General features: G+C 72.1%; 16 protein-coding genes. 8 read left to right on the top strand and 8 right to left on the bottom strand.

Features of this window, described 5'->3' with window-relative positions; translation table 11 throughout:
- The first annotated feature begins 75 nt into the window (after positions 1–75).
- Entirely contained in the window at positions 76–1,224 is a 1,149-nt protein-coding gene (locus H7827_RS10015; protein ID WP_432744267.1) for a ParB N-terminal domain-containing protein, read from the top strand.
- A gap of 213 nt (positions 1,225–1,437) precedes the next feature.
- Here H7827_RS10015 and H7827_RS10010 read toward each other — a convergent pair whose 3' ends face one another.
- The 3 genes from H7827_RS10010 to H7827_RS10000 all read right to left on the bottom strand — a co-directional run bounded on the left by H7827_RS10010 (position 1,438) and on the right by H7827_RS10000 (position 4,293).
- Complete coding sequence (locus tag H7827_RS10010) at positions 1,438–2,292, bottom strand: helix-turn-helix domain-containing protein (RefSeq protein WP_432744265.1); 855 nt, start codon at positions 2,290–2,292, stop codon at positions 1,438–1,440.
- Positions 2,293–2,377: 85 nt separating this feature from the next.
- On the bottom strand, positions 2,378–3,160 hold the full coding sequence (locus tag H7827_RS10005; protein ID WP_432744263.1) for an AfsR/SARP family transcriptional regulator: 783 nt from the start codon (positions 3,158–3,160) through the stop codon (positions 2,378–2,380).
- Positions 3,157–4,293 (bottom strand): DegT/DnrJ/EryC1/StrS family aminotransferase, encoded by a 1,137-nt coding sequence (locus H7827_RS10000; protein WP_432744261.1) that lies wholly within the window; start codon positions 4,291–4,293, stop codon positions 3,157–3,159. Before H7827_RS10000 ends, H7827_RS10005 begins: the two co-directional genes overlap by 4 nt.
- 272 nt (positions 4,294–4,565) lie before the next feature.
- Here H7827_RS10000 and rfbB point away from each other — a divergent pair, with 272 nt between their 5' ends.
- A complete protein-coding gene (rfbB, locus tag H7827_RS09995; RefSeq protein WP_432744259.1) occupies positions 4,566–5,591 on the top strand; it encodes a dTDP-glucose 4,6-dehydratase in 1,026 nt (341 codons plus the stop codon).
- Positions 5,592–5,632: 41 nt separating this feature from the next.
- Here the strand turns inward: rfbB and H7827_RS09990 are convergent, their stop codons facing one another.
- Positions 5,633–6,247 (bottom strand): response regulator transcription factor, encoded by a 615-nt coding sequence (locus H7827_RS09990; RefSeq protein ID WP_030728421.1) that lies wholly within the window; start codon positions 6,245–6,247, stop codon positions 5,633–5,635.
- A 65-nt stretch (positions 6,248–6,312) separates the two neighbouring features.
- Positions 6,313–7,479 (bottom strand): sensor histidine kinase, encoded by a 1,167-nt coding sequence (locus H7827_RS09985; RefSeq protein WP_432744257.1) that lies wholly within the window; start codon positions 7,477–7,479, stop codon positions 6,313–6,315.
- A 585-nt stretch (positions 7,480–8,064) separates the two neighbouring features.
- On the opposite strand from H7827_RS09985, the gene H7827_RS09980 reads away from it, so the two are divergent.
- Entirely contained in the window at positions 8,065–8,874 is an 810-nt protein-coding gene (locus tag H7827_RS09980; RefSeq protein ID WP_386540711.1) for an AfsR/SARP family transcriptional regulator, read from the top strand.
- Positions 8,875–8,950: 76 nt separating this feature from the next.
- On the opposite strand, the gene H7827_RS09975 is transcribed toward H7827_RS09980, so the two are convergent.
- From H7827_RS09975 to H7827_RS09965, 3 genes are all read right to left on the bottom strand, one after another.
- On the bottom strand, positions 8,951–10,483 hold the full coding sequence (locus H7827_RS09975) for an alpha/beta hydrolase (protein ID WP_432744255.1): 1,533 nt from the start codon (positions 10,481–10,483) through the stop codon (positions 8,951–8,953).
- A 159-nt stretch (positions 10,484–10,642) separates the two neighbouring features.
- Positions 10,643–11,791, bottom strand: a complete 1,149-nt coding sequence (locus H7827_RS09970) for a nucleotide disphospho-sugar-binding domain-containing protein (protein ID WP_432744253.1) — start codon at positions 11,789–11,791, stop codon at positions 10,643–10,645.
- A 112-nt stretch (positions 11,792–11,903) separates the two neighbouring features.
- Positions 11,904–12,887: a methyltransferase gene (locus tag H7827_RS09965; protein ID WP_432744251.1), complete on the bottom strand. Its 984-nt coding sequence runs from the start codon at positions 12,885–12,887 to the stop codon at positions 11,904–11,906.
- A gap of 184 nt (positions 12,888–13,071) precedes the next feature.
- Here H7827_RS09965 and H7827_RS09960 point away from each other — a divergent pair, with 184 nt between their 5' ends.
- The 5 genes from H7827_RS09960 (at position 13,072) to H7827_RS09940 (ending at position 19,701) form a co-directional block, all read left to right on the top strand.
- Positions 13,072–14,100 (top strand): methyltransferase, encoded by a 1,029-nt coding sequence (locus H7827_RS09960; RefSeq protein ID WP_432744249.1) that lies wholly within the window; start codon positions 13,072–13,074, stop codon positions 14,098–14,100.
- Positions 14,101–14,207: 107 nt separating this feature from the next.
- Entirely contained in the window at positions 14,208–15,719 is a 1,512-nt protein-coding gene (locus H7827_RS09955; RefSeq protein ID WP_432744247.1) for an FAD-dependent monooxygenase, read from the top strand.
- A 28-nt stretch (positions 15,720–15,747) separates the two neighbouring features.
- Positions 15,748–16,707, top strand: coding sequence for an aromatase/cyclase (locus H7827_RS09950; RefSeq protein WP_432744245.1), 960 nt, complete (start codon positions 15,748–15,750; stop codon positions 16,705–16,707).
- A complete protein-coding gene (locus H7827_RS09945; protein WP_432744243.1) occupies positions 16,704–18,224 on the top strand; it encodes an FAD-dependent monooxygenase in 1,521 nt (506 codons plus the stop codon). Before H7827_RS09950 ends, H7827_RS09945 begins: the two co-directional genes overlap by 4 nt.
- A complete protein-coding gene (locus tag H7827_RS09940) occupies positions 18,211–19,701 on the top strand; it encodes an FAD-dependent monooxygenase (RefSeq protein ID WP_432744241.1) in 1,491 nt (496 codons plus the stop codon). Before H7827_RS09945 ends, H7827_RS09940 begins: the two co-directional genes overlap by 14 nt.
- The last annotated feature ends 37 nt before the right edge of the window (positions 19,702–19,738 follow it).

Genomic DNA, 19,738 nt, shown 5'->3' with positions numbered 1-19,738 from the left:
GTCAGCCGCCCTCGACCCCGGCTAAAGACCCTTCTGCCACGCTTCGGGACACGGCAGAAGAAAGGAGCACACCGCATGGCTCTGGACCACGGGCGGACCGTTCTGATAGCGGGCGACTTCGGCTCTGTCACGCCGGACGCGGACGCATCGGTGACCCAGGACGGATTCGACCTGAAAAACTTCGAGCAACTGCCGATACGGGACGTCCCGGTCAGCGAGGTGTCCCCCGAACAATACCTGCGCAAGGCGGGTACCAGCGCCACACATGTACGTCTGCTCGTCGACGCCGCCGGAACGTCCAAACTCCCGCCCATTCTCGTCCAGGAGGACGGCTGGCGCGTCATCGACGGACTGCACCGGCTGGAAGCCGCGAAATTGCGCGGCGACCATTTCATCGAAGCGCGCTTTCTCGACTGCACGGATTCGGAAGCGCTCGTTCTCGCCATGAAGGCGAACAGTTCGCACGGGCTGCCGCTGTCCAAGGCCGACCGGGTCTCGGGGGCCCAGCGCGTGCTGTCCGCACACGCCGACTGGTCCGACCGGGCCATCGCCGGCATCACCGGGCTGAGCGCCAAGACCATAGCGTCCCTGCGCGGCCGCTCCGCGGGGGCGGCGGCCGCCAGCGGCAAGCGCCTGGGCCGCGACGGCAGACGGCGGCCGGTGGCCTCGGGCGAGGGCAGACAGCGGGCCGCCGAGTACATCCGCGCCCACCCCGACGCCCCCCTGCGGCAGGTGGCCCGGGACACCGACGTCTCCCTCGGCACGGTGCACGATGTGAGTTCGCGGCTGCGCCGGGGCATCAGCCCCGAGCTGGACGGCCACCGCGCCCCGGCACCGGCCCCCGCTCCCGTGGCCGCACCCGCCCCCGGCCCGGCCGGCCCGCCCGTGCCGTACGCCACCCCACGGGAACCGGCGGAGCGGGCCGACGCGCTGACGGCCGCCGCCGATGCCGCCCCGCGCCGCAGGAACCACATCGACGCTCCGGTCACCTGGCCCGGGGTGGCGGCCAAGATGGCCAAGGACCCGACCATCCGGTACACCGAGGCCGGCAAGGAGTTCCTTCAGTGGATGGCGCTGCACGCCAGTGACCCGGACGGCTGGCGGGAGTTCGTCAGCTCCATCCCCGCACACTGGCAGTGCGTGATCGCCCCGATCGCCGAGAGCATCGGCCGCGAGTGGAGCACCTTCGCCGAACGGCTGAAGGCCACACAGGAGGCCGTGTAATCCCGGGGCCGTGGCCGCTGCCCGGGCCGGCGGATCAGCCCGCCGCCCGGCGGCGGCCACACCACGGCGCCCGCCACGACCGGACGGCGGGAACGCCCGGAGCCCCACGGGGCGCACGGCCCACCGCGAACCCGGCCTGGCGCACGGCACGGTGGGCGGGGCCGCCCTCCCGCGGGCAGCGCCGGGTGCGTCCCGGGGCGCGGCGCCCTCCGCTCAGGACGGCCGCGGCGCTCCCACGGCGGCCAGTGACCTGGCTCCGGGCGGAGAGGCCGCCGGGCGCGGGGTCAGGGCGGGGCAGCCGATGGACACGGCGGGCGCCCGTGGCGGGACGAGGTCGGGCAGCGCGAGCAGCACCGGCGGGTCGGTGGGACGCACCCGGCGCAACCGCACCGCGCTGCTGGTGACGCTGCCCGCGGTCACGGTCACCGAGGTCTGTCCGCCGATCAGCGGCGTCCGGTGGGCACGCGGATCGGGCCCCACCCCGTCGGCCACCGCGACCGCGTGCACGTACCAGGTGCCCGCGGGTACGTCCGGCAGGTGGTAACAGGACGGCCGTCCGCCGGGCACATCCACCAGGACCCCGGCGAGCGAGGGGTTCTCGACGAGCATGGTGCCGAACGCGCCGATGTACACCCGGGCGTTGCCGTGCCCGTCCGGCAGGCTGACCGTCCCGGCCACCGCCCCGCGTCCCGCTCCGGTAGGCGTCCGGACCGCAGGCAGCGCCGGCCCCCCGGCCCGGGACAGCCGCCGGAACCGGCCGGGAGAGATCCCCACCCCGACCGTGAAGCTCGTGGTGAATGAGCCCAGGCTCACGTACCCGACGGCGGCCGAGACGTCGGCGATGTTCAGCGAGGTGCTCAGCAACAGCCGCTTGGCCCGGTGCAGGCGTACCGCCGCCAGGAACCGGCCGGGCGTGATCCCGGTGGTCTCCTTGAACAGCCGGGCGAAGTGGAAGCGGCTGAGCCCCGCGCTGTCCGCGAGGTCCGCGAGCGTCAGCGGGTCGGCGTAACGCTCCCGGACGCACGCCACCGCCCGCCCGACCGGATCGTCCGTCCGTATTCCGTGCACGTCAGCTCCTTCCGTCCCGCCGGTCCCGCCGGTCCCGGCGGTCCGCCCGTGCCGTTCCGTCCCCGCGAGGTCCGCGAGGGGCGGCTCAGTGCCCGGTCCCCGACACGATGGCCGCCTGGAGCCGCTGGAGCCGCTGGCAGGGCTCGATGCCCAGCTCGCGGTTGAGGGCCGCCCGCAGCCGGTGGAACGCCTGGAGCGAGCGCCCGACATGGCCCGCGCGGTACAGGGCCGTCATCAGGTACGCGCACAGCGTCTCGTTCATCGGGTGCTTGGCCGCCACGAACGTCAGCTCACCCAGCAGGTCGGCGTGCCGCCCCAGCCGCAGGTCGGCCTCGATCCGCGACTCCAGGGCCCTGAGCCGGTGTTCTTCCAGCGAGGAGGCCTCGATCTCCAGCACCCGGCCCAGCCGTACGTCCACCAGGGCCGCGCCGCGCCACAGACCCAGCGCACGGTCCAGCTCGGCCGAGGCGCGGCCGTGGTCGCCCGCCTCGGCCGCCGCACGGCCGGCGCGTACCCGGCGGTGGAACACCTCGACATCCGTCTCGCAGGTGTCCGCCTCCAGCTGGTAGCCGTGGCGGCCGGTGCTGAGCAACTGGCGGGCGCCGAGGTCGCCGCGGTCCACGGCGGCCAGCGCGTTGCGCAGTTGCAGGATGTAGGTCTGCAGGGTGGTGGCGTAGCTGCGCGGCGGGTGGTCCCCCCACAACTCGTCGACGAGGGTGGGCACCGTGACCACCCGGCCCGCGTTCAGCGCGAGCAGCGCCAGCACCTGCCGCTGCTTGGGGGCGCTGGTGCGCACCGGCTTGCGGCCCAGCCGCGGGGAGAGCGGGCCGAGCAGCCCCACGCTCAACAGCCTTGACTCACGTTTCATGCCGTCTCCTCACAGCCTCGGAACCGCTCGGTCACCTGCGGTCCGGCACCGACCGCGCACCGCAGGACCTCGCACACCCGCTGGATGTCCGCCGTCGCGACCGTGGGTCCGGTCGGCAGGGCCAGTACCTGCTCCGCGAGCCGTTCGGTGTGCGGGAGCACGACGGGGCGCTCCGTGCGGTACGGCTCGACCTGGTGGCACGCGGGGGAGAAGTAGCGCTGGGTGGTGATGTTCTCCTCCTTCAGCACCCGCATCAGCAGATCGCGGTGGATTCCGGTGACGGCCTCGTCGACGCGGATCACCACGTACTGGCAGTTGGGGTTCTGCGCGGCGTCGTAGGTGACGACTTCGACGCCGTCCACTCCGGCCAGTCCGGCGGCGTAGTGGTCGAGGTTGACGCGGTTGTGCCGCCGGGTCTCCTCGAACGCCTCCAGCGAGGTGAGCCCCATCGCCGCGGCGGCCTCGCTCATCTTGGCGTTGATGCCGACCCGCCGGCTGATGCCGTCGGGTCCGAAGCCGAAGGAGCGCAGGGACCGCAGCCGTTCGGCGAGGTCACCGTCGTCGGTGACGACGGCGCCTCCCTCGAAGCTGTTGACCACTTTCGTCGCGTGGAAGCTGAACACCTCGGCGGCGCCGAAGCCGCCGACGGGCCGGCCCCGGTACGAGCAGCCCAGGGCGTGGGCCGCGTCGAACAGCAGGCGCAGGCCGTGCCGTTGCGCCACCTTCCCCAGGTCGTCGATCGCACTGGGCCTGCCCCACAGATGCACCCCGACGATCCCGGAGGTGCGCGCGGTCACGGCCTCCTCCGCCCGGCGCGGGTCGATGCAGCCGGTGTCCGGGTCCACGTCGCAGAACACCGGGGTGAGCCCGAGCGCCCGGGCCGCGTGGGCGGTGGCCACGTAGGTCATCGCCGGCATGATGACCTCGCCGGACAACCCGGTGGCCATGTACAGCAGATGCAGTGCCATGGTGGCGTTGCTGGTGGCCACGCAGTGGCGGGTGCCGGCCACCTCCGCCACGCGGTCCTCGAACTCGTGCACCAAAGGGCCGCCGTTGGTCAGCCATTGCCGGTCGAGCGCCCCGTTCAGCCGCTCCAGGAAACGCTTCCTGTCACCGACCGTCGGGCGTCCCACGGACAGTGGCTGCGAGAATTCCGCCGGGCCGCCGAAAAGGGCTAGGTCATCGAATTTCTGCTTCACGCCGGGATCTCCATCGTGGCCGTGGGTATCGCGGTCCGGTTTCACAACCGGCGGCAGCTTTCCCCATCTTCCTCGCACCCCGGTCGAGAGCGGCTGGTGCCGTGCACCGTTCCACCGCCGCTCCACCGGAGATCTTCCGTGTGCCGCGACACTCAGCCCGCAATCGCTGTCCGCACGGCCGGAGAAATCGGAGCGCTGATCGGTTCATGAGAATCCTCGTCACCGGTGGAGCCGGATTCGTCGGCTCGCAATACGTGCGCAGTGTCCTCGACGGTTCCTATCCGGGCCACGAGGACACCGCGGTCACCGTCCTCGACAAACTCACCTACGCCGGCAACACGGCGAACCTGCCGCTGGACCACGAGCGGCTGACGTTCGTGCGGGGCGACATCTGCGACGCCGGACTGCTGCTCGACCTGCTGCCCGGCCACGACGCGGTCGTCCATTTCGCCGCCGAGAGCCATGTGGACCGGTCGCTGCGGGACGCCACCCCGTTCACCGTCACCAATGTGCTGGGCACCCACACGCTGCTGGAGTGCTGTCTGCGGCTGGGCATCGGGCGGATCGTGCAGATCTCCACCGACGAGGTCTACGGCAGCATCGACACGGGCTCGTGGACCGAGAGCCAGCCGCTGCGGCCGAACTCCCCGTACGCCGCCTCCAAGGCGGCGGCCGATCTGCTGGCCCGCTCCTACCACCGCTCGCACGGGCTGCCGGTGGTGATCACCCGCTGTTCCAACAACTACGGCCCCTACCAGCACGTCGAGAAGCTGATCCCACGCTTCGTCGCCACCCTGCTCGGCGGGGGGCGGGTGCCGCTGTACGGGGACGGCCATCACGTCCGCGAGTGGGTGCACGTGGCCGACCACTGCCGTGGGGTGCAACTGGCTCTGGAGAAGGGGCGGGAGGGCGAGGTCTACCACTTCGGCGGCGGTGTCGAGCTGACCAACCGGGAGCTGACCGCCCAGTTGCTGGAGCGCTGCGGCGCCGGGTGGGAGGCGGTGCGTTTCGTCACCGACCGCAAGGGCCACGACCGCCGGTACTCACTGGATGACGGCAAGGCGCGCCGGGAGCTGGGATATGTGCCGCGGGTGCCGTTCGGGGACGGGCTCGCCGGGGTGGTGTCCTGGTACGAAGGTCATCGCTCCTGGTGGGCCGACGCGTTCACGCCGTACGGGGAGGAGACCCCACCGGTGCCGGCGCCCGGCCCGGACAGCGCGGTGCGGTCCTGAGCGGGTGGGGGCGCGCACGGCTGCCCGGGGAGGCCGGTGCGTCAGGGCAGCCAGCCGCTGTGTTCGGCGATACGGATGGCGTCGATCCGGTTGCGGGCGTTGAGCTTGGAGACGATGGCCGTGAGGTAGTTGCGGACGGTGCCGGCCGACAGGTACAGCGTGCTCGCGATCTCGGACGCGGCGTCTCCCTGAGCGGCGTGCCGCAGCACCTGGAGCTCCCGGGGGGAGAGCGGGCACACCGGTGAGTTCCAGGCCGCCACGGCCAGTTGGGGGTCGATGACGCGCTGCCCGGCGGCGATGGTGCGCACCGCCTGCGCCAGCCGGTCCGGGGGCGCGTCCTTGAGCAGGAAACCCGAGACGCGGGTGGTCATGGCCCGCCGGAAGATGCCGGGCCGGTTCAGACTGGTGAGGATGAGCGTGCCGCAGGTGGGGAGCCGTTCGTGCAGTTCGCCCGCGGCGGTGAGGCCGTCCTTGCCGGGCAGATTGACATCGATGACGGCGACATCGGGCCGTACGTCGAGGGCTGTTTCGAGAATGGCGTCACCGCGCTCGACCGAGGCGACCACTTTGAGTCCCGGCTCCAGTTCGAGCAGCGCGGCCAGCGCTCCTCTGATCATGTGGACGTCTTCGGCCAGAAGAATGCTCACCGACAGCATGTGCCCCCCGTTGGTGCCGTCCGTCGTGCGGCGTGCGGCGTGCAGATGGGAATGGATCGTCTGTGTCACGGGGCGGCCTGCATCGAGAGGTGGTCGCCGGGTGGTCGGGCGAGCACCGGATCGGCCGGCGCCTCCGCGCAGAGGATGAACCTGCCGTCGGCGGCGAGCCCGGCCCGGAAGCTGCCGCCGATCGACTCCAGACGCGTCCGCAGATTGCTCAGGCCGTGGCCGCCGGGTCCGCTGCCCAGAATGTGGGCCTTGCCGCCCACTCCGTCGTTGACCATGGTCAGCCGCACCGTTCCGCCCTGCCGGGTGGCCGTGATGCTGACCTCCCGGGGACGGCTGTACCGCAGGATGTTGGTGATGCCCTCGCGCAGGGCGGTGGCGAGCACGGTGTCCAGGAGCGGGTGCAGCGGGCCGCAGTCCACCCGGGTACGGGCGCGGACATCGGCGGCGACGAGGATGTCCTCCACCGACGCCATCTCGGACCTGACGCTGAGCTCCCCGTAGCCGCTGGCCACCAGCCGGACATCGGTCAGTGCCTGGCGGGCGATGGTGAGGACGCCCGCGACCTCCTGCCCCGCCCGGTCTGGGCGTTCGGGCAGGAGCCGGCGCACCAGCTCCGCCTTGAGGGTGATGGCGGACAGGCTGCACCCCAGCAGATCGTGCAGATCCCGGGAGAAGCGCTGCCGTTCCCTGCGCACCGCCGCGTGGGCGCGCTCGTCCCGGGAGGAGTCGAGCCAGAGCACCAGGGAGGTGAGCCGGGCGAGGCCGTAGAGGAGGACCCCGACGTACGCGGTGACGAGCCCCAGATAGACGGTGCGCAGGATGCCGTGCCCGCCGATGATCCCCATCGCCACCTGGGCGGAGACGATCAGACCGAACAGCGGCAGGGCGACCCGCAGGGGCAGCAGGTACAGAACGGCACCCGCCAGCGGTCCGCCCATGCTGCCCCAGCTGATCTCGAAGATGGCGAAGGGCAGATGGGTCGCCACGGCCTGCACACCGAGGGCGAGACAGCGGTGGGCCGGTGGCCAGCCCGGTGCCTGGGGTGAGGTGACCAGGAAGGACACCCCGATGGCGATCAGGGCGAGCACCACACAGATGACGTAGGCGCCGTTGGACGCGCCTGCCCAGTGCACGTTCATGAAGGCGATGGTGGCCAGACTGAACAGGGCGAAGGCGGTGAAGGCACGCGCCGTCCTCGGAGCGGGCAACGGCAGGGTCGGCATCGGCCGGTTGGTGGCGGGACCGCCGGCTGTGCGCCCGGTCCAGAAAGTGTCCCTGTGGCCGCCGGCCGAGCCGACGGCATGGTCAACTTCCCCGTTCACCAAGCTTCCCCCCAATGAGACCGCGCCGAACCGGTGGTTCAGGTGGGCCCATGTGCGTAGGCCTCGTCCAGAGTAACGAGCTGTCTCGAACCGAAGGAAGAAGGAAGAAGGCGATTAATCGGTCTGCCGACAGGGAAGCGGGCTCCGGCGCCGAGGGCTCCCGGACGGGTCGCCGGGTGCCGGCGCGGACGGTGCGGCGGGGGGTGGGAGGCGGAACGACGTGCCGCGGAACGTGGTCATCGGAGGCTTCCCTTCCGGTTCTGTGCGGCGGGTGCTCCGAGGGCGGGGCCGCTGCTCGATTCTGGGCCGTATCGCTCCGGAACGGGCAGTGAGAAGTGCACGGCTCGACCATGAAACCTTCATGGTTGTAATCGTGACGAGATCCCTGGGCGCCCCCGGCGCGCCGGGCGCAGGATCACCACGGCTCAAGCGACGACACCCGTCGGCCGGTCTCCGGTCGGCGGGAGCGAAGGGGGACTGGGCGAGATGGAGATCAACGTACTAGGGCCGCTGACCGCCCATGAACGCGGGGTGTCCTTGGTGCCGAGCGCCACCAAGCCGCGGCAGATCCTGGCGGTGCTCGCCCTCCAGGCGGGCCACGTGGTGACGGTACCCACCCTGGTGGAGGAGGTGTGGGGCTCCGAGGTCCCGCGCAGCGCGGCCACCACGCTTCAGACGTACATCCTGCAGTTGCGCCGCCACATCGCGGCCGGTCTCGTCGGCCAGCCGGGCCGATGTCCCAAGGACGTGCTGGTGACGCAGCACGGTGGATACCTGCTCGACGTGGGCACCGGCCTGGTCGACGCCCAGGAGTTCGACACCCTGCTGAGATCGGGCAGGTCCGCCTTCGCGGACGAGGACTTCGGCTCCGCGTCCGACCTCCTGGGGCGGGCTCTGGGCCTGTGGCGCGGTCCCGCGCTGGTGGACGTGCGAGTCGGCAGCGTGCTCGAACTGGAGGTGCTGCGCATGGAGGAGAACCGGATGGCGGCCCTGGAGCGGCGCATCGACGCCGATCTGCGGCTGGGCCGGCATCGTGAACTCGTCCCCGAGCTGCAGGTGCTGACCGCACGCCATCCGATGCACGAGAATTTCTGCGCCCAGCTCATGCTGGCCCTGCACCGTTCGGGCGGTGCCTGGCGGGCGCTGGAGGCCTACCAGCGGCTGCGCGAGACGCTGGTGAACGAGCTGGGCCTGGAGCCGTCGCCGAATCTGCGGCGGCTGCACCGGGCGGTGCTCTCCGGCGACCCCGAGCTGGAATTCCCCGAGGCCACCGTCGACGGCAAGGGCACCGGCTGACCGTCGCCGCCCGGAGGGCCGGGGCCGCGGCGGATGGTGCCCGCCGCGGCCCCGGCCGCTGCCGTCGTGTTCCCCCTCAGGAGGTTTCCGGGTCCGGCTCCGGGGGCGGGCTCGCCTCGCAGTACGCGTCGGGGCCGTCCGCCGCGTCCGGCAGGGTGCCGTCCCGCAGATAGCCTGCCACCCAGTCGTTCATGCAGGCGTTGGCGTTGGCGGTCAGGGACGTGCCGTGGAAGTTGCCGCCGCGTTCCAGGACGAACCGGGAGTCCGGGAACAGCTCGTGCACCTCGTGTGCGCCGGCGACCGGGGTGGCCGCGTCGTTCTCCGCCTGGAGCAGCAGCATGCCCACGCCGTCGGCGCCGATCTCCTGCGGTGTGTCGGCGGGCACGGGCCAGAACGCGCAGGGGGCGTTGTACCAGGCGTTGTGCCAGGTCATGAACCGGTCGCCCGCCTCGTACTGGCGGGTGTGATCGTCCTGCCACTGCTGCCACTCCCGCGGCCAGGCCGAGTCACGGCACTGGATCGCCGCCTGCATGGCGTAGGAGTTCTGCGCGGGGTAGTCCCCGGGCATGTAGTTGTCCCGCAGCCCGGAGGGGTCCTCGCGCCGCACCCAGTCGGCGAGCACGCCGGCGTGGTAGCTCCAGATGTAGGTGCGGTACGCGTTGACGATGAAGACGTCGTTGTACTCGGCCGCGCCGATCAGCCCGTCGATCGGTGCGTCACGGAGCATGTCCATGCCCCGGTAGTAGTTGGCCTCGACCTCCTCGCGGGTGCTGCCCAGCTGGTAGACGTCGTCGTACCCGGCTATCCAGTCGAACCAGAGCCCGGCGCGCTCCTGGAAGGCGACGTTCTGTTCCAGGGAACCCTGGTAGCCGATGCTGCCGGGGCCCATCACGCTGTCCAGCACCATCCTGTGCACCCGATCCGGGTACAGCGAGGCGTAGACGGAGCCCAGATAGGTGCCGTACGAGTAGCCGAGGTAGCTGATCCGCTCCTCGCCCAGCGCCTGGCGGACCAGGTCCAGATCATGTGCGGTGTCCTTGGTGCCGAGGTGCTCCAGGACATCGCCGTACGCGCTGCCGCAGCTGTCGGCGAACGCCTCGGCCCGGTCCAGCCACTGCTGCTGCTGTGCGGCGGTGTGCGGGACGTAGTCCGGCCTCGCCTGTTCCGGGTAGAGGTAGTCGGGGTCGCAGGTGACCCGCGGTTCGCTGGCCCCGACCCCGCGCGGGTCGAAGCCGATCCAGTCGTAGGCGGCGCCCACCTCCTGCGGCAGCCCGGTGGAGCCGTCGGCGAACCGGGTGGGCAGGTCCCGCCCGATGGCGCCGGGCCACAGGCCGCGGTTGACCAGGACGACTCCCTGGTACTCCTCGGGCGGCACGGTGTGGGACGCCCGGGTGAGCTCCAGGGTGATCTGCTCGCCACCTGGGTCGGAGTGGTCCAGCGGCACCTGGAGCGAGCCGCATTCCAGGCCGGCGAGGTAGTCCTCCATGATCGGGTCGTCCTCGGGACAGGGCGACCAGGTCATGGTGGCGGCCGGCGGTCCGGAGCGGTCGGTCTGGGCGATCACCACCGACGCCCCCGCCAGGACGACCGCCACGGCCGCCGACGTCACGACAAGTTTCTTCATCCGTGCCCCCGTCATCGAGCGCGGGCCCGGCAACGGGCCCGAAGATCGGAATATCGGTGTGGGGGGTTGGCCGGAACACAACCACGGCGGAACCGGGCGTGTCCACTTCCCCTGCACGGATGGACTCATCAAGTCCGTTTAATTTCAAGCCTGTTGCGGCAACACCTCCAGGGTGCGCACCACATCGGCGGGCGAGGGGAGCCCGGCCATCTCCCCGGCCAGGGCACGGGCACGCCGGGCGAACCCCGGCGTGGCGAGGATGTCCCGGCAGCCGTCGGCGACCAGGTCACCCGGATCGCGTCCGGGGTGTTCGTCCGGCATCACGGTGCGGGCGGCGCCGTAGTCCGACAACGCCTTCGCGATCAGCCGGGTATGGGTGTTGGGTGGCATGAGCAGCTGCGGAACGCCGCAGGCCATCATCGTCATGGCGGTGGTGGCACCGCCATGGGTCACGGCGAGATCGCAGGTGGGGGCCACGGCGTCCAGCGGAAGCCACCCGATGCGGACGTCCCGCAGCCCGCCGGCCAGCTCACGGGCCGCGTCCTCGGGCGCCGCGATCAGCACCTCCGCCCCCTCTCCGGCCAGACCGGCCACCAGCCGGCGCACCGCGTCACCCGGCAGCATCCGGAAGTGGGTGCCGGAGGTGATCAGCACCCGCGGCCGTCCCACCGGACGGGTGTACATCCAGCTCTCCAGGCGGCGTTGGGGGTTGCGCGGGATGTAGCGCATCGGGAGCGGGCGCGCGGCGGTCACCGCGGGCGGGCTCAGGGACGGCGGGCACACATCCACGAACAGGTCCGGCTCCGGCAGGCCGGTCAGCCCCAGCCCCTCCAGAGCGGGCCGCAGGCCCTCGGCCGCCCCCCGGTCGATGCCGGCGACCGGGATCGCCAGATACTCGGCGTGCCGGACACAGGGCACCTTCAGCCGGGCGGCGAGCAGCCCCGCCGCGTAACTCATCGAACTGCCCACGACCAGGTCGGGCGGCCAGTGCGCGGCCAGCTCCAGCAGGGTGGGCAGCACGGTGGTGGCCAAGGTGGCCAGCCCGTGTCCGGTGGTGGTCAACTCGTCCTGCGGATCAAGGTCGTGGCCCTCGGGGCCGGCGGCCGGCATGAAGTGCCGGATGGGTTCGGCCATGACGCAGACCGTGGGCACCCCGATGGCCTCGGCGGCCGGCATGAGCGGCTCGTTGGTCGCCAGCAGCACCTGATGGCCGGCGTTCTGTGCGGCGGTCACCAGCGGCGCGACGGCGGACAGCGTCACATGGCTGCCGGTGATGAGGAACAGGATCTTCATGACTGCGGGCGCTTCCCGTGAGAGGGCGGTCGCGGACAGGGACGGGCGGGCCCGGTTCGTTCGACTGCGCCCGATGAGCAGTCGAACGAACCGGGGCCCGCCCGCCGGGTGTTCAGCTGGGACGGCTCTCGATGATGAAGTGCCCCGAGGGCCCCTCGCCGTGAGCCGAGACCCTCAGACCGGCCTCGGCCGCCAGCACCCGGAACTCCTCCAGACTGCGCGGGCGCCCGCCGGTCATCACCATCAGCAGCAGCCCGCCCTTGCCGGCCGCCCGGTCCGCGGAGACCCCGCCGACCACCACGACCCGCCCGTGCGGAGCGGCGGCCTCGGCGCACCGGCGCAGCAGCCGTGTGGCCTCCTCGTCCGGCCAGTCCAGCAGCACCGACTGGATCAGATACACATCGGCCCCGGCCGGCAGCGGCTCGAAGAAGCTCTGCGGGCTGACGGTGACCCGGTCGGCCACCCCCGCCGGACCGAGGATCTCCGCCGAACGGGCCACGGTGCGGGGCAGATCGACCAGCGTGCCGCGTACCCCGGGGCGCGCGCGCAGGATGCCGGCCAGCATCGCGCCGGTGCCGCCGCCGACATCGACCACATGACCGACGTCCTCCCAGTCGTCGTGGACCAGGATCGCCGGGTCCGGCACATGGCGGCCCTCGACCATCATCGCGTCATAGCTGTCCGCGAGACCGGGATGGGCGTCCAGGTCCTCCCAGAACGGCAGCCCGTACACCGACCCGTAGGTGGGACGTCCGGTGCGCACCGCCTCCAGCAGACCGGTCCAGGCCCCGGCGATCCGGCCGCCGTGGCCGTCGAGGTGGAGACCGCCGCGCAGCGGGCCCGGCTCGAGGAAGATCCGGGACGCCTCATTCAGGGTGAACCGGTTCTCGGCCGGCTCCTCGAACAGGCCCTTACCGGCCAGATGACGCAGCACCCGGGCCAGGGACTCGCCGTGACAGCCGACCTTCCGGGCCAGTTCGCCCACCTCCGTGACGCCCTGTGCCATGTGCTCGGCGACGCCCAGGGTCACCGCCACGCGCAGGCTCCAGGGGGTCGCCAAGTCACTCAGCGCCCACAGATCCACATTGTCCGACACTCGATACCTCCAGGGTCATTGGGGCGTGCCGTGTCAAGACAGTAGAGAGCGTTATGGCGGCCCCACCACTGAATCCCGGAAAGCGCGTTCAACTGAGGAGCGGCGGCAAAACGGAAAGTTGTGGGCGGCAGGGGGCCGTCCTATCGTCGGGCATCCCGAGGACACGAATTCCGGAGGTAATCCCATGCCCACAGGGCCCGCTGCGCGTGACCTGACCGCCGCCTACTCGCTGCTCGATCTGATTCAGGGATCGGTGATAACCCAGGCGATCTCCGTCGCGGCCCGGCTCGGCATTGCCGACGTCCTCGCCGAAGGCCCGCTGCCGGCCACGGAAATCGCCAAGCGGGTCGGTTCCGACCCGGAGGCGACCCACCGGCTGCTGCGCACGCTCTCCGGCTATTCGGTCTTCACTTTCCAGCCCGACGGTGCCTACGCCCTGACCCCGATGGGCCAGGCGCTGCGCGAGGACGCCCCGGATTCCATGCGCGGACTCGCCATGCTGATGAGCAACCCGCTGCACTGGGAGGAATTCGGACACCTGATGTCCTCGGTGCGCACCGGTGAGGCCAACCTGCCGAAGCTGCGCGGTCAGGGCGCCTACGAATTTCTGATGTCGAATCCCGAGTATGCCGCCGAGTTCTTCGGCGGCATGCGCAGCATGTCCGAATCGGAATGCGATCCGATCGTCGCCGCCTATGACTTCTCCTCGTTCGGGACCATCGTGGACGTCGTCGGCGGACGCGGCACCCTGCTTTCCGCAATCCTGAAGCAGGCCACCGATGCGCGCGGCATCCTGTTCGACTCCGAAGTCGCCACCGCGGACGCCCCGGCGGTGTTCCAGGACGCGGGCGTGGCGGACCGGATCACGGTCGAGACCGGCGGCTATTTCGACAAACTCCCGGCGGGCGCGGACGCCTATGTGCTCAAGCACATCCTGCACGACTTCTCGGAGTCCGACTGCGTCACGATGCTGAAGAACGTCCGGGAGGCCATCGCCCCCGGCGGCAAGATGCTGGTCATCGAGTACGTGCTGACCGAGAACAACGAGCGGCACCTGGGCAACATCATCGACCTGTGGCTCCTGCTGCTGCTCGGCGCCAAGGAGCGCACCCTGCCGCAGTACACCGAACTGTTCGCCAAGGCCGGCCTGAAGGTCACCGGTTCGGTGAGCACCGGCTCGCCCGTCTCCGTCATCGAGGCCGTCCCGGTCTGACGCCGCCCCGCGCCGGGTGTCCCACGGCCGAGCGCCCGACGCCCGACGCCCGGCGCCCACCCCGTTCACCACCGCCCGCCGGCCGCACTCGTAGCGAAGGACAGCACGTGGATACAGATGTGATCGTGGTGGGCGCAGGGCCCACCGGTCTGATGCTCGCCGCCGAACTCAGGCTCGGCGGCGCCGAGGTCGTCGTCGTCGAGCGGCGCGCCGAGCGCAGCTGGGAATCGCGCGGCATCGGGTTCACCGCCCGCGCCGCCGAGATCCTCCAGCAGCGCGGACTGCTGGAACGGCTGGAGAACACCGAGATCACCCGGCAGGGACACTTCGGCGGCATCCCCATCGACTACGGGATCCTGGAGGGCTCCCACTTCGGCGTCCGCGGCGCGCCCCAGTACCGCATCGAGGAGATGCTGGAGGAACGGGTGCTGGAGCTGGGCGCCTCGGTGCGCCGCGGCTACGAGATGACGGGTCTGGCCGCCACCGGTGACGGCGTGACCGTCACCGTCGAGGGCCCGGACGGCCGCGCCGAGATCGCCGCCCGCTATCTGGTGGGCTGCGACGGTGGCCACAGCACCGTCAGGAAGCTCGGCGGCTTCGGCTTCCCCGGTTCCGACGCCACCCGCGAGATGTACCTGGCCGATGTCACCGGCTGCGACATCCGGCCGCGGCCGATCGGCGAACTGCTCCCCAACGGCATGGTGATGGCCGCGCCGGTGGAGGAGGACTGGTTCCGCATCATCGTGTGCGAGAACGGCAACCCCCCGGACAAGGAACGCCGGGCCGGGTTCGGCGATGTGGCCGACGCCTGGCAGCGGCTGACCGGCGACTCCATCCACGGCGGGCGGGCCCGCTGGGTCAGCAGCTTCACCGACGCCACCCGCCAGGCCGACGCGTACCGGCGCGGCCGGGTGCTGCTGGCGGGGGACGCCGCCCACATCCATCTCCCGGCAGGCGGGCAGGGGCTGAGCATCGGCGTGCAGGACGCCGTCAACCTCGGCTGGAAGCTGGCCGCCACACTCCGCGGCCACGCCCCGGCCGGCCTCCTGGACACCTACCACAGCGAACGGCACCCCGTGGGCGAGCGGGTGTTGCGCAACACCCGCGCCCAGGGGACGCTCAACCTCACCGGCAAGCCCGCCGAGCCGCTGCGGACCGTGATGGCCGAGCTGCTCGCCCTACCGGCGGTGGCCCGGCATCTGTCCGGCATGGTCAGTGGGTTCGACATCCGCTACGAGGTCGGCGAGCGCCGCCACCCGCTGGCCGGCGGCCGGATGCCCGACCGTGAACTGGCCCTCACCGACGGCGGCCGGGAGCGGAGCGCGAGCCTGCTGCACACCGCCCGCGGCGTCCTCATCACCGCCGACGCCTCCGGCCGCACCGCCCGCCGGGCCGCACCGTGGTCCGGCCGGGTCGACGTGGTGCGGGTGACGGCCTTCCCCGCCGGGCCCGAGGAACACGGCGCCGCCACCGAATCGGTGCTCGTCCGCCCCGACGGCTACATCGCCTGGGCCGCGCCGGGCGACAGCCGGCTGACCGAGGCCCTGGAGCGCTGGTTCGGACCGGCCGCGGCCGGCGGAGAACCCCGCGACGCCGGCCACCTCGCCTCCACCCGTTAGCCGTTCCGCAACGCAGAGGAGAAGACACGTGACCACGAGCGCGGTGCGCACAACGGAACACACGGTGGACGTCGCGGCCCCCGCGGAGCAGGTGTACGCGCTGCTCGCGGACGTGGACCAGTGGCCCGAGATCTTCCCCCCGACCGTGCACGCCGAGTGCGTCGAGCGGAACGGGAACACGGAACTGATCCGGCTCTGGGCGACCGCCAACGGCACCCCCAAGACCTGGACCTCCCAGCGCGTGCACACCCCGGAACGCGGCAGCATCACCTTCCGCCAGGAACGCTCGCAGCACCCGGTCGGCGGCATGGGCGGGGAGTGGATCGTGGAACCGCTCTCCGCCACCGGCTGCCGGGTCCGCCTGCTGCACGACTTCTTCGCGGCGAGCGAGGACCCGGCCGACCTGGACTGGATCAGCCGGGCCGTCGACCGCAACAGCGGCTCCGAACTGGCGGCCCTGCGCGACCGGGCCGAACTCGCCGGACCCGACCAGCTGCTCACCTTCGAGGACACGGTGACCGTGGACGGCGGCGCCAAGGACGTCTACGACTTCCTCAACGAGGCCCGGGAGTGGCCGCGCCGGCTGCCACACGTCGCCCGGGTGCGGCTCACCGAGGACACCCCGGGCCTGCAGACCCTGGAGATGGACACCAGCACCAAGGACGGCTCGGTGCACACCACCAGCTCCGTCCGGGTGTGCCGTCCGCACAGCGGCATCGTCTACAAGCAGCACGTCCTGCCCGCGCTGCTGAGCCTGCACACCGGACGCTGGCTGATCGAGGAACACACCGCGGGCGCGGTGACCGTCACCTCGCGGCACACCGTACGGATCAACACGGCCCGCATCGCCGAGGTTCTCGGCCAGGACGCCGACGCGGACACGGCGCGCACCATGGTCCGCAAGGCCCTCAGCGGCAACAGCCTGGCCACCCTGCACGCCGCGAAGTCCTTCGCCGAGGGCTCGGCCACCGGGCACCCGAGGTCGTGACCCGGCCCGGGACGGCCGCACCGGTCGTCGTCGTCGGAGCCGGGCCGGTCGGACTGCTGCTCGCCTGCGAACTGCGGGCGGCCGGGGTGCCGGTGGTCCTTGTGGAACGGCTGGCCCGCCCGATGACGGAATCGCGGGCCGGGCAGCTCTCCTCGCTCACGGCCGAGCTGCTGCACGAACGCGGCTTCGGCGCGCTGCTCGACAGCGCCGGACACGAGCCACGCGCCCACTTCGGCGGGGTGGGGCTCGACCTGTCCGGCCTGGACAGCCCGTTCGCCGGCCAGTGGAAGGTGCCCCAGTACCGGACCGAGGCCGCGCTGGGCGAACGGGCCCGGGAACGGGGCGCCACGGTGCTGCGGGAGACCGAACTCACCGGGCTGGACGCCCCGGAGGGGGACGAGGGCCCGCTGATGTGCGAGGTCAGGGATCCCGGCGGAGTACGCCGGATCGCGGCCCGGTACGTGGTCGGCTGCGACGGTGCCGGCAGCACCGTGCGCCGGCTGGCCGGATTCCCCGTCACGGCCACCGCCGCGACCCGGGAACTGCTGCGGGCCGATGTGACCGGAGTGCGGATCCGGGACCGCCGGTTCGAGCGGCTGCCCGGCGGACTCGCGGTGGCCGCGACCCGCGAGGGCGTGACCCGCGTCATGATGCACGCCGCAGGCCGGCCGGTGACCGCGCGCACCGAACCGCCCGGCTTCGACGAAGTCGTACGGCGCTGGGCCGAGGTGACCGGCGAGGACATCTCCGGCGGGACGCCCGTGTGGCTGGACGCCTTCGACAACGCCCGCGGCCAGGCGGACCGTTACCGCAGAGGCCGGGTGCTGCTGGCCGGCGACGCCGCGCACTGGCACCTGCCGATCGGCGGCCAGGCCCTGAACACCGGCCTCCAGGACGCGGTCAACCTGGGCTGGAAGCTGGCCGCCACGGTCAACGGCTGGGCCGCACCCGGCCTGCTCGACAGCTACCACGCGGAGCGGCACCCGGTCGCGGCCCGTGTCCTGACCCATGTGACGGCCCAGGAACTCCTGCTGCTCGGCGGCGCCGCGGCCGATCCGCTGCTCGCCGTCCTGACCGAACTGACCGGACTGCCGGGCGTCCACACCCAGCTGGCCGCCACCGCCGCCAACCTCGAGGACCGGTACGGCCGGCCCGGCACCCGGATCACCGGCCGGCGCCTCGCCCACCTGCGGCTGCGCACCGGCACGGGGCCCCTGCGGACCACGGGCCCGCGACCGGTCCTGGTCCGGCTCACCCCTGCGGCACCCGGCCCCGACACACCCGGCCCCGACACACCCGGTCCCGACCCGTACGGGCCGGACACGGACGGGCTCGGCCGGTACGGCGTACCGGTGCGGCACGCGATCGACGAAGACGGTTCCCTCCCCGGAATCACCACTCTCCTCCTGCGTCCCGACGGCTACGTCGCCTGGGCCGACGACAGCGAGGAAGACCTGGACCAGGCAGTGGCCACACTGCTGGACGCGGAAGGTAGGAAGCGAAATGCAAGCCTTTGACGCCGATGTCATCGTGGTGGGGGGCGGCCCCACCGGGCTCATGCTCGCCGGAGAACTGCGCCTGGCCAACGTCCGCACCATCGTGCTGGACCGGCTGGCCGAACCCATGAAGCAGTCACGTGCCCTGGGGTTCTCCGCCCGCGCCATCGAGGAGTTCGACCAGCGCGGCCTGCTGCCGCGCTTCGGCGAACTGCACACCATCCCGATGGGCCACTTCGGCGGACTGCCCATCGACTTCCGGGTGGTGGAGGGCGGTTCGTACGGCGCGCGGGGCAAGCCCCAGTCCCTCACCGAGGGGGTTCTGGCCGGCTGGGCCGCCGAGCGGGGCGCCGAGGTGTACCGCGAGCACGAGGTCACCGGGCTCACCCAGGACGAGGACGGCGTCACCCTCGACGTCACCACCCCGGAGGGCCCCCGACAACTGCGCGCCCGCTACGTCGCCGGCTGCGACGGCGGGCGCAGCAGCGTCCGCAAGCTGGCCGGCGTGGACTTCCCCGGCACCGACCCGACCATCGAGCTGTGGTTCGCGGACGTGGCCGGCTGCGAGCTGCGCCCGCGGTTCTCCGGTGAACGGGTGCCGGGCGGCATGGTCATGGTGCTGCCGATGGGCCCGCACATGAACCGGGTCGTCGTCTACGAGCGCGACGGCGTCCGCAAGGGCGAGGGCGCCCCGGAGTTCGCCGAGGTCGCCGCCGCCTGGAACCGGCTCACCGGCGAGGACATCAGCGCCGGCAAGCCGCTGTGGACCAGCTTCACCACCGACGCCAGCCGCCAGGCCGCCGAATACCGCAAGGGCCGGGTCTTCCTGGCCGGCGACGCCGCGCACATCCATCTGCCGGTCGGCGCCCAGGGCATGAGCGCGGGCATCGGCGACGCCATGAACCTGGGCTGGAAACTCGCCGCGACCCTGCACGGCCACGCGCCGGACGGCCTGCTGGACACCTACCACGCCGAGCGGCACCCGGTCGGCGCGCGCATCCTGGCCAACACCCTGGCCCAGCGCGTCCTGTACCTGAGCGGCGACGAACTGGACCCGCTGCGCGAGGTGATGACCGAGCTGCTGGCTCACGAGGAGGCCCAGAAGCTGCTGGTCGGCATGGTCACCGGCCTGGACATCCGCTACCCGGCCGGCGACGGGGAGCACCCGCTGCTCGGCCGGCGGCTGCCGGACACCGAACTGACCGGCGACCTGCCCGCGGGCACCTCCACCGCCTTCCAGCTGCTGCACGAGGGACGCGGCGTGCTGCTCGACCTGCGGGGCGACGAGACGGTGCGCGCCGCTGCCGCCCCGTGGCGGGACCGGATCGGCATCGTCACCGGCAAGGCCGCGGCGGGCGCGCTCGCCGACGTCGAGGCCGCGCTGGTGCGGCCGGACGGCTACGTCGCCTGGATCGGCTCCGGCGGGTCGGGTACGGCCGGTCTCGAAGAGGCACTCGGGCGCTGGTTCGGCGCGCCCGCGGAGAGCGGGCGCGGGTAGCGGGCCGAGCCCGCGGCCACACCACCGGCGGCCACCC

This window comes from Streptomyces sp. JH002 (genome assembly GCF_050916115.1).
Classification (GTDB): domain Bacteria; phylum Actinomycetota; class Actinomycetes; order Streptomycetales; family Streptomycetaceae; genus Streptomyces; species Streptomyces xiamenensis.
This window is presented reverse-complemented; position numbering and strand designations above follow the sequence as displayed.

Bases quoted from the DNA above. Each gene is read 5' to 3' on its own strand.
- H7827_RS10015 (WP_432744267.1), top strand. From the start codon at position 76: ATGGCTCTGGACCACGGGCGGACCGTTCTGATAGCGGGCGACTTCGGC.
- H7827_RS10005 (WP_432744263.1), bottom strand. From the start codon at position 3,160: ATGAAACGTGAGTCAAGGCTGTTGAGCGTGGGGCTGCTCGGCCCGCTC.
- rfbB (WP_432744259.1), top strand. From the start codon at position 4,566: ATGAGAATCCTCGTCACCGGTGGAGCCGGATTCGTCGGCTCGCAATAC.
- H7827_RS09990 (WP_030728421.1), bottom strand. From the start codon at position 6,247: ATGCTGTCGGTGAGCATTCTTCTGGCCGAAGACGTCCACATGATCAGA.
- H7827_RS09985 (WP_432744257.1), bottom strand. From the start codon at position 7,479: ATGCCGACCCTGCCGTTGCCCGCTCCGAGGACGGCGCGTGCCTTCACC.
- H7827_RS09980 (WP_386540711.1), top strand. From the start codon at position 8,065: ATGGAGATCAACGTACTAGGGCCGCTGACCGCCCATGAACGCGGGGTG.
- H7827_RS09970 (WP_432744253.1), bottom strand. From the start codon at position 11,791: ATGAAGATCCTGTTCCTCATCACCGGCAGCCATGTGACGCTGTCCGCC.
- H7827_RS09960 (WP_432744249.1), top strand. From the start codon at position 13,072: ATGCCCACAGGGCCCGCTGCGCGTGACCTGACCGCCGCCTACTCGCTG.
- H7827_RS09940 (WP_432744241.1), top strand. From the start codon at position 18,211: ATGCAAGCCTTTGACGCCGATGTCATCGTGGTGGGGGGCGGCCCCACC.